We start from the raw sequence: 11,757 nt of genomic DNA, 5'->3' as shown, positions 1-11,757 counted from the left end.
GGGGCGGGATACCCGGGCGGGGTTTTGTTTTTTTTTCCCGCCAACCGGGGGGGGGGGGGGGGCGGGGGGGGGGGGGGGGGGGGGGGGGGGGGGGGGGGGGGGGGGGGGGGGGGGGGGGGGTGGTCGCCGCCCGTTCGGTCGCCCGTTCGGTCGCCCGTTCGGTCGTGGGGCCGGTCGCCGACGAGGCGCGAGACCCGGGAGCGCGCGAGCCGGCGCAGTTCGTCGGCGGCGACGGCGCGCTCCTCGTCGGGGTCGTGGGCCAGCCTCTCGCGGATCCCGGTCAGCACCTGGTTCAGGCGCTCCTCCGGGCGGTAGCGGTCGAGGCTGATGACGAACGCGTGGCCGAAGCCGCTCTCGTACGCGGCGTGCGCCGCCCGCAGCGCCGTCCGGGCGGCGAGCGGCGCCTCCTGGTGCGGGTCCGCGGACGTCTCGTCGGCGAGGGCTTCGGCGAGGTCGGCCGGCGACAGGTCGTAACTCGCCTCGTCGGCGGCGGCGAGGAGCGCGTCGACCGTCGGATACGGGCGGTGGTCGGCGAGCCGGCGGGCCCAGCGGCGGTTTCCGCAGCAGGCCAGCAGCGCGTGCTCGACGGTGTCCGCCGGGGCGGTGTTGAAGCGCGTCAGACCGGCGTGGCGATCGCTGGACAGCGTGGGCTCCTGGCGGCAGTGGTCGGTGACGACGGTCGGTGGAGTGGCGGAAGCGAAGAAAGATAAGGGCGAGACGGATGTTTCGCAACGCTATCGACGGTGGATGACGGCTGCCCGACAGATGCGCGAATTTCACTCGGACGGGACACCCTCGGCTCGCGCGACGGGCGAGGACATGGGACGTTCGCCCTACTTCCTTCCTCTATCGCCATGCAAGGGATGATCACGGATGAGGTGGAACTCCCCAGGGACTCTGGTGGGCGGCGCCGCTGTCGTGGCGGCCGCCGTCACCCTCACGGCGCTGGCCTGGCCCGACGCCACCCCGCCCGACCACAGCGCACCGGCGGGAACGGCCGCCACTCCACCGGCCGCCGCCACCTCCGAGGCGTCGGCGGTACGGTCCGACACCCGCCCGGCCGCACCCACCCCCTCGCGCAGCTTCGCGCTCTCCAAGGCGCCGCGCGCCGTGCCGTCCGTACGGCAGTTCGAGGCGGCCCGCGGTCCCGGCTGGCGGCCCGCCGGCAACAGCGGCGTCGTCATCGCGAAAAACAGCGGGAAGCTGGCCGACGAGGGAAAGCTCATCGCCAAGGAGCTGAAGATCGACTACCGGGGCGCCGTCGGGGCCAAGGCCGGTGACATCGAGCTGGCCCTGGAGTCGGGCAAGCAGGCGGGCCCCGAGTCGTACACGCTCACCGCGCGGGACGGACGCGTCCGGATCGCCGGACCCGACGAGGCCGGGGTCTTCTACGGCACGCGCACGCTCAAGCAGTCGGTGCGCGCGGACGGCGCGATACCCGAGGGTGTCGTACGCGACCGGCCCGACCGCCCGCAGCGCGGACTCAATCTGGACATCGCGCGCAAGTACTACACCCCGGGCTGGATCGAGAACCGGCTGCGCGAGATGGCCGACCTCAAACTCAACCAGCTGGGCCTGCACTTCTCCGACGACCAGGGCTTCCGCATCGCCTCGGACACCCACCCCGAGATCGTCTCCCAGCAGCACCTCAGCAAGGCCGAGGTGCGGAAGATCGTCGCGCTCGCCGGTCAGCTGCACATCGAGATCGTCCCCGAGATCGACTCACCGGGACATCTGGGCGCCGTCATGGCACCCCATCCCGAGCTGCAGCTCCGGGACGTGAACGGCAGGATCACCCGCGGCGCCATCGACATCTCGAAGCCCGCCGCCGCGAAGATCGTGGACGAACTGCTGCGCGAGTACGACACGTTGTTCCCCGGCCGCTTCTGGCACATCGGCGCCGACGAGTACCAGGCGCTCGTGGTCAGCGACCCCGAGGCGTCGTTCCCGCAACTGGCCGCCGCCGCGAAGAAGAAGTACGGCGCCGACGCCAGGGTCCAGGACCTCACGACCGGTTGGATGAACGACCGCGCGGCGGTGGTCCGGCCGAAGAAGAAGGAGATCTCGGCCTGGAACGACGGCTTCTTCCCCGGCGGCGTCGTCAAGGCCGACCAGAACCTCCAGGTCGACTACTGGACCGGCAAGGAGATCGGCGCGCGGCCCCCGCTGGACTATCTGCGCGAGGGCCGGCCGGTGGTGAACCTCAACGACGAGTTCCTCTACTACGTGCTGGGCCAGCCGAACGACTTCGTCTACCCGACAGGCCAGCGGATCTACGAGCAGTGGACCCCGTTCGTACTGCGCGGCACGAAGCCGGTGCCGGAGAAGTACTCGAAGCTGATCCTCGGCGCGCGGTTCGCGGTGTGGGGCGACATCGCGAGCGCGCAGACGCAGGACCAGGTCGCCACCGGGATCCAACTGCCGCTGGCAGCGCTGTCGCAGAAGGTGTGGAACCCGGTGAAACCGGGCCTCACCTGGGCGGAGTTCAGATCGCTGGCGAACAAGGTGGCCGGTTAGAGCGGGTGTTGGGCCCTCGATCACCGGGGCTGCGTGTCGTGACCTCAATCGCCGGACGGGCTGGTTTCGTTCCGTCCGGCGATTGTGGACGTAGCGGTCGCGGACGGGTCTTCCTCGCGTACCGAGCCTGGATTCTGGGCTACATCTGAGCCACAAGTGACGTTTTTCAGCCGCCGGGCGCTTTAATGAGCAGTATTCTGCCCGCGACGGGAGACGTGAATGAGCCTGGTGGAACTGATCGTTCGGGCGGATGAGCGGGGCCTCGCCGCGAGCGGGGTCGCCTGCCTCGACCGCTGCCTGCCCCTCCTCGCCGACGAGGGCGAGGTGCTGCGCCCGCTCTGGTCGGGCCTCGCCGACGGCGAGACAACCTGGGCCCCGCGACTCGCGGTGGCCAGGGAAGCCATGGAAGCGGCCGTCAGCAACGACGAAACGGCCGTCCTCGTACGGAAGATGCTCGCCGCCGCGCCCTCCGAGTGGGCGGCGGAGCCACTGCGCGTCTGGTCCGACAGCTGCTCGGTCGTGGCGCTGGAGATCCACCAGCAGTTCGACGTGGTCGGCGACCGGGTCATCGGCGCGCCCGGCACCGTCGCGAGCGGCGCGTACAGCGACTGGGTGGCCCGCTGCCGTACGGGAGTGGCCGACGGCCCCGAGGGGAAGCCCGGCATCGGCCCCTTCACCGCCGGACCGATGGTCTCCGGCGAACTGCGCCGCCAGATCCAGATCCTGGAGATCCTGTCCGAGACCGCCGGCACGGCGGGACTGCGGCAGGCACTGGATCTCTCGATCGAGGGCCAGCGGGTCCTGCGCGCGGTCGTCTCGCGCCGGGCGAGGGCCGGGAACTGACGCACGGCGCGCAGGAGCCGGGCGTCCGTACGGGTCGGGATGCGCTCCGGGGCCGCGCCGCGCTGTCCGCGTCGCCTGAACACGCTGTCCGAAATCAACGAACGTGCGGGTCACGGCTGTGCGCGCGGGGGGTGGAGAGGACGACCGGGGCCGCCACCCCCCACAGGAGAGGCCCCGGTCGTCGTCCGGCGGGGACGCTGTGCGGCCCCGTACTCATGTCAGCGTCAGGAGAGCGTTTTCTGTCACACCGAGGTCTGTCAGCAGGTTGTTGCGAGTTGTACAAATTATGGACTTGGGCATCGGAGAGGCCGTAGCGTGCAGGAGCGCGTGGGGGCGCGCGGCAGTGACCAGCCGTGATTCAAGACAGGTTGTGTGGGGTGCTGGGGGACGACGCGGAGCTCACCGCCGCGGTGCTCGCGGCACAGGACGGGAACGAGACTGCGTTCCGGACTGTGTACCGCGCCGTGCACCCGCGGTTGCTGGCTTACATACGAACGCTCGTCGGCGAGCCTGATGCCGAGGACGTGGCTTCTGAGGCCTGGCTCCAGATCGCCCGCGACCTCGAACGCTTCAGTGGCGACGCCGACCGCTTCCGTGGCTGGACCGCGCGGATAGCCCGTAACCGCGCCCTCGATCACATACGGATGCGGGGCAGGCGCCCGGCGGCCGGCAGTGACGAGACGGAGCTGGCCGGCAAGGCCGCCGATTCGGACACCGCCGACGAGGCGATGGAGGCCCTGTCCACCGGCATGACGATGGCGTTGATCGCGCAACTGCCGCAGGACCAGGCGGAGGCCGTCGTGCTGCGTGTCGTGGTCGGACTCGACGCGAAGAGCGCGGCGAGGACGCTCGGCAAGCGGCCCGGCGCCGTACGGACGGCGGCGCACCGCGGGCTCAAGCGGCTGGCCGAGCTGCTGGGGGCCGAAGACCCGGAACCCTTGGAGGGCCCGGAAGGCATGGAGGGCATGGACGGCGCGGCCCGCTCCGCGCAGGGCGGGCCGAACGGGCTGGAGCTGGGAACCGTACCGCCGCAGCGCGTCCGTCATCAGGAGGCCCCCGAGCCGGCCGGTGTGACGCATTCGCCGCCGGGGACGCAGAAGGACATGTGATGGCGCACGAGCGTGAGACGTGGCTCGACGACGGAGTCGCGGAGCTTCTGCTGCGCGGCCGGCCGGTCGAGACCGCCGACGTACACGCCCAGGCGCAGGCCGATCGGCTCGCCAGGGTTCTTGAGGAGGCCGCGGGCGACGCGTACGCGGGCTCGGCCGAGCTGCCCGGCGAGGCCGCGGCGCTCGCCGCGTTCCGGCAGGCGGTCGGGGCGCCGGTCGGGACGGCGGGACGAACCGTTTCGCGGAGCTGGGACGCCGACGCGCACGCGGGCGACGGCGGGATCGGGACCGTACGTCTCGATCCCGAGCGCCGTGGCGTACGGCTGCCGAGTTTCGGGCGCCCGCTGCGGCTGGGCCTGGCCGCGGCCATGGCCGGATGCGCGCTCAGCGGTGTGGCCGCCGGAGCCGGTTTCCTGTACGCGCCGTCGGCGGGGGAGAGCCCGCCCCGGCCGGCGAACTCCCTCTCGGACGCGCTGACACCGGAGCCCCTGGTGTCCGAATCGCCGAGCAGCAGCCTCAACCCGCCGCCCCTCCCCGCCGACACGGAGAGCGGTCCGGATCCGGTCGCGCCCGGGGCCACGGGCGCCGACGCGGGTGCCGGTGGTCCGAAGAACACGAAGAAGAGCCAGGCGACGGGCAACGGCTGGAAGAGCGGCGACGGCGAGAAGTGGTACGCCAAGCTCGTCCAGGCGTGCAACGAGTACCGGAGCGGCACGATCGCCCCCGCCAAGAAGGAGCTGTTGGAGGACGCGGCCAAGGGGCCGGAGGGTGTGACCCGCTTCTGCGACCGCTTGCTGAGGGCCGACCCGGACGGCGACGGTCATCACGACGGCGCTCAGGGCAACGGCGGCAACGGCAACGGCGGGAACAGCAACGGCGGTGGTGACGGCGGCAGTACCGGCGGTGGCAGTACCGGCGGTGGCGGTGGCGACGGTCCGCAGAGCGGCGGCCCGGTTGAGGGCGGCACCCCCGGCGATACGGGCGGCGGCACCGATGGTGGCCCGGGCGGCGGTTCGGGCGGTGGCACCGGCGGCGGGTCCGAGGGGCCGCCGAGCGACTGGCCGGGTGGCGACTACGGCGAGACCATCGGGATGAACCCGCCGGAGTCCGACGAGCCGAACCTGCCGCCCCAACTCCCGGCGATGCCCGGCTCCGACACCGGCTCGGGCTCCGACACGGCCTCGGGCCCCGCCCCGGACGAGCCGACCGCTCCTCCGGCGCCCGGCCCCGAGCCCTCCGCGTCGTAGCGCCGCCCACGCCATTGGTGCGATTTTCGGCCATGGTCGGTGCCCGGGATCCGGGTGTGACGTTTTTTCGCCCTGTGGCGCAGTAAAGAGTGAGCCGACTGGTCATCGGCCGCGTCTGAGCCGGGGTTCCCCCCGTACCTTCGGCTCGACGCACAATTGGCGCGGGCGGGATACGTTCCCCCGGTCCCGCCCGCGCCTCTCAACCCGTCGCTACTTGTAGACGACGACCTTGTCGCCGGTCCGCACCTGGTCGAACAGCGCCGCGATCTTCTTCTCGTCCCGTACGTTGACGCAGCCGTGCGACGCCCCGCTGTACCCCCTCGCCGCGAAGTCCGCCGAGTAGTGCACCGCCTGGCCACCGCTGAAGAACATCGCGTACGGCATCGGGGTGTCGTACAGCGTCGAGACATGGTCCCGGGACTTCCAGCCCACCTTGAACGTGCCCTCGCGGGTCGGTGTGTACTGCGAGCCGAACCGGACGTCCATCGTCGACATCACCTTGCCGTCGATCATCCAGGACAGCGACCGGCTGTTCTTGCTGATGCACAGCACCCGGCCCGTCAGGCACCGCTTGTCCGGCTTCGGCGCCGGCTTGACGGCGGCCGGCGGGCGCAGCTGGGCGGCGGTCGGCTTCTTCGTCATCCCGAGCAGTTTCTGCCAGGTGACGGTGTCGGTCGTCCCGGTTTGCGGTAGTCCGCGTTTGGCCTGGAACGACGAGACGGCCGTGGCCGTGACCGAGCCGTAGTAGCCGGTGGGCGCGCGGTTGAAGTGGGCGATCTGCCGGAGCCTGGCCTGGAGTTCACGGACCTGGTCGCCCTCGGCGCCGCTCGCCAGCACCGTCTTCGGCTTCGGCGGCGCGGGCTTCTCGGTCGCGCTCTTCGACGGTTTCGCGGAGGGCGTGGCCGGCGGCTTCGACGCGGCGGCCGGTTCGGCCGAGGGGCTGCTCGACGCGGGCCCGGCCGGGTCGATCCGCACGCCGCTGCCACTGCCGGTGCCCGGTTTGTCGTCGGCGGCACCCGCCGGATCGGTCACCACCTGCGCCGAGCAGCCGACGGTGACGGCGAGCACGGCACCGGTGGCGAGCGCGACGCGGAGCGCGGCCGTACGCGACTGGCGCGTTCCTGTCCGCGTTGATGTTCTGGGCAACTTCGTCCCCCTGTCTGCCACTGAGCTGTCCGATGGCGAGTATCCGAGTATCCGAGCGTGCGTGAGCCGTTGAACGGACCGTTGAACGAGCTGTTGAACGGACCGTTGGAACGGGCAGGTATCTCTTGAGACAGCTCAGAGCCCGTTCCGGTTGCCCGGACGACCCCGTCTTCGCGTAAAAACTTGGCCGAGGCCGAATTCCACCTCACGGCTCCGCGAAAGGAAAGCACGTCTCGACGGGAGAGCCTTCCTGACGGACACCGTCGTGCGCAACCACGCGAAACCGGAAACGCGAAACCGGAAGCCGGAAGGCCCAAGCGGAAACCCTGGCAGAAGCGGGCGCGACACTCCCGGAGGCTCATATCGCCGGGACGGCGGCGCCCGCATGATGGGCGGGCTGACAAGTTGACACGGCGAGCGACGGAGGCGGGGCGGATGGCGCACGAGCCCGGTGGCGAGGGAGCGACACGGCGGACGGAGAGCGGTGTGCCGATCGAGCCGGTCTACGGCCCGGACGCGCTGACCGACTGGGACCCGGCCGAGCGCCTCGGCGAGCCGGGCGCGTACCCGTACACCCGAGGGGTCTACCCGTCGATGTACACCGGCCGGCCGTGGACCATGCGCCAGTACGCGGGCTTCGGCACCGCCGTCGAGTCCAACGCCCGCTACCGGCGGCTGATCGCCCATGGCACGACCGGGCTCTCCGTCGCCTTCGACCTGCCGACGCAGATGGGGCACGACAGCGACGCGCCGATCGCGAGCGGCGAGGTCGGCAAGGTCGGGGTCGCCATCGACTCCATCGACGACATGCGGATCCTCTTCGACGGGATCCCGCTGGACCAGGTCTCCACGTCGATGACGATCAACGCACCGGCCGCGCTCCTGCTGCTGCTCTACCAACTGGTCGCCGAGGAGCAGGGCGTACCGGCCGCCGCGCTCACGGGCACGGTGCAGAACGACGTACTCAAGGAGTACATCGCACGCGGTACTTATATTTTCCCGCCGAAACCGTCACTGCGGCTGATCGCGGACATTTTCCAGTACTGCCGTACGGAGATTCCCCGCTGGAACACGATCTCGATCTCCGGCTATCACATGGCGGAGGCGGGAGCGACGCCCGCGCAGGAGATCGCGTTCACGCTGGCGGACGGCATCGAATACGTCCGTACCGCGATCTCCGCCGGAATGGAGGTGGACGACTTCGCGCCGCGGCTCTCCTTCTTCTTCGTCGCGCGTACGACGATTCTCGAAGAAGTGGCCAAATTCCGTGCCGCGCGCCGCATTTGGGCCAGGGTGATGCGCGAGGAATTCGGCGCGAGGAATCCCAAGTCCCTGATGCTCCGCTTCCACACCCAGACGGCGGGCGTGCAGCTCACCGCGCAGCAGCCCGAGGTAAACCTCGTACGGGTGGCGGTGCAGGGGCTGGCCGCCGTCCTCGGCGGTACGCAGTCGCTGCACACGAACTCCTTCGACGAGGCGATCGCGCTCCCGACGGACAAGTCGGCGCGCCTCGCACTGCGTACACAGCAGGTGCTGGCGTACGAGACCGATGTCACCGCGACCGTCGACCCGTTCGCCGGTTCGTACGCCGTCGAGAAGATGACCGACGACGTGGAGGAGGCGGCGCTCGCGCTGATGACACGCGTCGAGGACATGGGCGGCGCGGTCGAGGCGATCGAACGCGGCTTCCAGAAGGGCGAGATCGAGCGGAGCGCGTACGCCGTCGCGCGCGAGACGGACAGCGGGGAGCGCGTGGTGGTCGGTGTCAACCGCTACCGGCTGGACGAGGAGGAGCCGTACGAACCGCTGCGTGTCGATCCGGCGATCGAGGCCCAACAGGCGGCGCGGCTGGCGACGTTGCGCGCGGAGCGCGACCAGGGCGAGGTGGACGCGGCGCTGGCGGAGCTGCGGTCGGCGGCGGGGAGTACGAGCAACGTGCTCCACCCGATGAAGCGGGCGCTCAAGGCGCGGGCCACGGTGGGGGAGGTGTGCGACACGCTGCGGGAGGTGTGGGGCGCGTACGTGCCGACGGAGACGTTCTGACGCTTCGCGCGCCCGCTGGATCTCGGCTCTGTCCGAGGGGCGAAATCGCCTCGTTGCCCCCATCCGGGGCGTGCCATACTCCGCCGCATGCTGGGTGCCATAGATCTGCCGACCTACCTCGTCGGCGTCGTCATGATCATTCTGTTGCCGGGTCCGAACTCGATCTACGTGCTCTCGCTGGCCGCCCGACGCGGCGTGCGCGAGGGCTACCGAGGGGCCGCCGGTGTCTTCTGCGGTGACACCGTGCTGATGGTGCTGTCGGCGGCGGGCGTCGCCTCGCTGCTCCAGGCCAACGAACTGGCCTTCTCCGTAGTGAAATACGCGGGCGCGGGCTATCTGACGTATCTCGCCGTCGGCATGATGCGCGCGGCCTGGTCGATGTGGCGGTCGCGGCACGAGAGCGAGCCGGACGAGCAGCCGGTGGCCGATGCGCCCGTCGTTTCGGCCGAGGACGAGCGGCCGTTCCGGCGCGCCTTCGTGATCTGCCTGTTCAACCCGAAGGCGATCCTCTTCTTCATCTCCTTCTTCGTGCAGTTCGTCGACCCGACCTACGCCTATCCCGCCCTGTCGTTCCTCGTCCTCGGCGTCATAGCGCAGGTGGTCAGCCTCCTCTACCTCACCGCGCTGATCTTCGGAGGCACCTGGCTCTCCACCGCCTTCCGCCGCCGCAAGCGCCTCTCGGCCGCGGCGACTTCGACGGTGGGCGCGCTGTTCCTGGGCTTCGCCGCGAAGCTGTCGCTCAGCGGCGCGTAGGAGCGGAGCTTCGGGCCTCTCTCCCGGATCAGCTGTGGTAGCCGAGTTCGAGGTAGCGGGTGCGGGTGCTCCAGGAGCCGAGGTCGGCCGTGTTGGCCAGGACGTCGTGAGAGGGCGCGGCACCGGGAGCGATGGCCTGGCCGGGGCGCTCGGCCCAGAGCCGTACTCCCGACCGCGCCTCGGACTCGCGGACCGACTCCCACTGGCCCAGCGAGAACATGCCGGCGAGCTGGTTCATGGCGATGAAGCTGCTCAGGCCCTCCTCGGGGTCCGTGGGGTCCGCGCGCTCGGTGATGGCGTGCCACAGGATGAACACGTTCGGTGGCCGCACGTCGGGCTGGAAGCGGTACACGCGCCGCTCCAGCCTGATCGAGCCGATGCGCGGCAGTTGTATTTGGTCGAGCGGGACGATCTCGCGCTCGCCGCCGGTCCAGGACAGCGTCTCGTTGCGGCCCAGATAGCCGGGCTCGCTGAAGACCGTGACGTAGAGCCACTCCGTGGGATGCGGCCGGCGGTTGTACAGCAGGCCCGCGCCGGCGACGGCGCCCGCGGAGGCCAGGCCCGCCAGGAGAAATCTGTTTCTGCGTTTCATCGGGACGCGACACCTCGCTTCTGACGGGACAGGCGGCTCCATCATGCGCTTCGACGGCCCGTTGATCCACCGTCGGGCCGGCGCCGGGATTCACCGACCCGGCTCGCTTGACCCTCACGCCGCGTGAGGCCGGAGGCTGAGCGCATGAGCGATTACTACAACGCGTTCGAGACAAGTCCCGTGCCCGCCCCCGGCCCGGACGCGGTTCCGCCGGAGCCGTTCCGCGGCATCTACGGAATGCCCGCGTTCGTGACGATCCCCACGAGCGACCTGGCGGAGTCGGTGGACTTCTGGTGCCGTGGGCTCGGCTTCTTCGAGCTGTTCGGCATCCCCGGCACGCTGGTGCATCTACGCCGGTGGGCGTTCCAGGACGTACTTCTCGTCTCGGAGGGGAGTGTCCCGGAGCGGGCACCGGCGATGAGGATCAGTTTCTCGTGCGTGCTCAGCCAGGTCGATTCGCTGGTCGAAGCCTGTCGCGCGCTGCGCCCGGACTCGGTCGACGGCCCACGGGACACCCCCTGGAACACCCGCGATGTGGAGGTGATCACCCCGGAGAACGCGCGGATCGTCCTCACCGCGGCGAGGCCGTTCGATCCGGCCAGTGAGGAGGCCCGGAACCTCGCGGCCATCGGGATCACCGCACCGGTCACCGGCCGAGGCGACAATGAGGGGCATGCCTGATGCCACGCACGCCGACGCCGACGGGCTGACCGTCGGGCAGGTCTCGACACGTCTGGGCGTGACCGTCCGCGCGCTGCACCACTGGGACGAGATCGGTCTGGCGCGACCGTCGTCGCGTACGGCTGCCGGATACCGGCTCTACACCGCCGGTGATCTGGAACGCCTGCACCGCATCGTCGTCTACCGTGAACTGGGTCTCGGCCTGGACAGGATCCGGGCCGTCCTGGACGGCTCGACGGAGGGCTCGGCCGTCGACGTACCCGGCGCGTTGCGCGCGCAGCGCACCCAGGTCGCCGAACGGATCGACCGCCTCCGGCAGCTCAGCGCCGGACTGGACCGGATGATCGACGCCCACGAGCGCGGCCTGCTGCTGACCGTCGAGCAGCAGGCCGCGATCTTCGGCCCCCGGTGGAACCCCGACTGGTCCGCCGAAGCGCGCCGACGCTACGGAGACACGACGCAATGGCTGCGGTACGCCGAGAACTCCGCCTCTCGCGGCCCGGCGGAATGGCAGGCCGTCGCCGACGCCGTCGCCGACTTCGACCGCGCCCTCGGGGACGCCATGGACACCGGTGTCGCACCAGGTAGCCCGGAGGCGAATCAACTCGTGGAAAGGCACCGCGAGGTCTTCGCCTCGTACTTCCCCCTCACCCGGCAGATGCAGGTCTGTCTCGGCCGCAAGTACGAGGCCGATCCGGGCTTCGCCGCCCACTACGACGGCATCCGCGCCGGCCTCGCCACCTGGTTCCGCCGCATCATCGACGCCGGCGCGCGCGCCCACGGCATCGACCCCGACACCGCGACGTGGCAGTAGGTCGGACAGGGC

11 protein-coding genes are annotated in these 11,757 nt (G+C 70.7%); 8 read left to right on the top strand and 3 right to left on the bottom strand.

What is annotated here, in order from left to right:
• On the bottom strand, positions 1–575 hold a 575-nt coding region (locus ACFUN8_RS07610; RefSeq protein ID WP_383633105.1), incomplete at its 3' end, for a 2-oxo-4-hydroxy-4-carboxy-5-ureidoimidazoline decarboxylase.
• 298 nt (positions 576–873) lie between these two features.
• Here ACFUN8_RS07610 and ACFUN8_RS07605 point away from each other — a divergent pair.
• The 4 genes from ACFUN8_RS07605 (at position 874) to ACFUN8_RS07590 (ending at position 5,716) form a co-directional block, all read left to right on the top strand.
• Complete coding sequence (locus ACFUN8_RS07605) at positions 874–2,517, top strand: family 20 glycosylhydrolase (protein ID WP_383632957.1); 1,644 nt, start codon at positions 874–876, stop codon at positions 2,515–2,517.
• A 219-nt stretch (positions 2,518–2,736) separates the two neighbouring features.
• Complete coding sequence (locus ACFUN8_RS07600) at positions 2,737–3,360, top strand: hypothetical protein (RefSeq protein WP_383632954.1); 624 nt, start codon at positions 2,737–2,739, stop codon at positions 3,358–3,360.
• 377 nt (positions 3,361–3,737) lie between these two features.
• On the top strand, positions 3,738–4,469 hold the full coding sequence (locus tag ACFUN8_RS07595) for an RNA polymerase sigma factor (protein ID WP_383632951.1): 732 nt from the start codon (positions 3,738–3,740) through the stop codon (positions 4,467–4,469).
• Positions 4,469–5,716, top strand: a complete 1,248-nt coding sequence (locus ACFUN8_RS07590; RefSeq protein ID WP_383632948.1) for a hypothetical protein — start codon at positions 4,469–4,471, stop codon at positions 5,714–5,716. Before ACFUN8_RS07595 ends, ACFUN8_RS07590 begins: the two co-directional genes overlap by 1 nt.
• Before the next feature lie 210 nt (positions 5,717–5,926).
• Here the strand turns inward: ACFUN8_RS07590 and ACFUN8_RS07585 are convergent, their stop codons facing one another.
• Positions 5,927–6,862, bottom strand: coding sequence for a L,D-transpeptidase family protein (locus ACFUN8_RS07585; RefSeq protein ID WP_383632945.1), 936 nt, complete (start codon positions 6,860–6,862; stop codon positions 5,927–5,929).
• A 435-nt stretch (positions 6,863–7,297) separates the two neighbouring features.
• Here ACFUN8_RS07585 and ACFUN8_RS07580 point away from each other — a divergent pair, with 435 nt between their 5' ends.
• Positions 7,298–8,905, top strand: coding sequence for a methylmalonyl-CoA mutase (locus tag ACFUN8_RS07580; protein ID WP_383632942.1), 1,608 nt, complete (start codon positions 7,298–7,300; stop codon positions 8,903–8,905).
• 87 nt (positions 8,906–8,992) lie between these two features.
• Positions 8,993–9,658 (top strand): leucine efflux protein LeuE, encoded by a 666-nt coding sequence (gene leuE, locus ACFUN8_RS07575; RefSeq protein WP_383632939.1) that lies wholly within the window; start codon positions 8,993–8,995, stop codon positions 9,656–9,658.
• 28 nt (positions 9,659–9,686) lie between these two features.
• On the opposite strand, the gene ACFUN8_RS07570 is transcribed toward leuE, so the two are convergent.
• Positions 9,687–10,250 carry a hypothetical protein gene (locus tag ACFUN8_RS07570; RefSeq protein WP_383632936.1) on the bottom strand — a complete coding sequence of 188 codons (564 nt, stop codon included), beginning with the start codon at positions 10,248–10,250 and terminating at the stop codon, positions 9,687–9,689.
• A 144-nt stretch (positions 10,251–10,394) separates the two neighbouring features.
• Here ACFUN8_RS07570 and ACFUN8_RS07565 point away from each other — a divergent pair, with 144 nt between their 5' ends.
• Together ACFUN8_RS07565 and ACFUN8_RS07560 are read left to right on the top strand one after the other, a co-directional pair.
• Positions 10,395–10,931, top strand: a complete 537-nt coding sequence (locus ACFUN8_RS07565) for a VOC family protein (RefSeq protein ID WP_383632933.1) — start codon at positions 10,395–10,397, stop codon at positions 10,929–10,931.
• The gene (locus ACFUN8_RS07560) at positions 10,924–11,745 is read left to right on the top strand and encodes a MerR family transcriptional regulator (RefSeq protein ID WP_383632930.1); all 822 of its coding nucleotides are present in this window, start codon (positions 10,924–10,926) and stop codon (positions 11,743–11,745) included. Before ACFUN8_RS07565 ends, ACFUN8_RS07560 begins: the two co-directional genes overlap by 8 nt.
• The last annotated feature ends 12 nt before the right edge of the window (positions 11,746–11,757 follow it).

It is taken from the genome of Streptomyces sp. NPDC057307 (genome assembly GCF_042667665.1).
GTDB lineage: Bacteria > Actinomycetota > Actinomycetes > Streptomycetales > Streptomycetaceae > Streptomyces.
Note: the sequence above shows the minus strand (reverse complement) of the source record. Positions and strands in the feature narration are given on the sequence as shown.

Excerpts from the sequence above, each read along its gene's own strand:
- ACFUN8_RS07565 (WP_383632933.1), top strand. The coding sequence starts at position 10,395 with ATGAGCGATTACTACAACGCGTTCGAGACAAGTCCCGTGCCCGCCCCC.
- leuE (WP_383632939.1), top strand. The coding sequence starts at position 8,993 with ATGCTGGGTGCCATAGATCTGCCGACCTACCTCGTCGGCGTCGTCATG.
- ACFUN8_RS07600 (WP_383632954.1), top strand. The coding sequence starts at position 2,737 with ATGAGCCTGGTGGAACTGATCGTTCGGGCGGATGAGCGGGGCCTCGCC.
- ACFUN8_RS07560 (WP_383632930.1), top strand. The coding sequence starts at position 10,924 with ATGCCTGATGCCACGCACGCCGACGCCGACGGGCTGACCGTCGGGCAG.
- ACFUN8_RS07605 (WP_383632957.1), top strand. The coding sequence starts at position 874 with ATGAGGTGGAACTCCCCAGGGACTCTGGTGGGCGGCGCCGCTGTCGTG.
- ACFUN8_RS07590 (WP_383632948.1), top strand. The coding sequence starts at position 4,469 with ATGGCGCACGAGCGTGAGACGTGGCTCGACGACGGAGTCGCGGAGCTT.
- ACFUN8_RS07570 (WP_383632936.1), bottom strand. The coding sequence starts at position 10,250 with ATGAAACGCAGAAACAGATTTCTCCTGGCGGGCCTGGCCTCCGCGGGC.
- ACFUN8_RS07580 (WP_383632942.1), top strand. The coding sequence starts at position 7,298 with ATGGCGCACGAGCCCGGTGGCGAGGGAGCGACACGGCGGACGGAGAGC.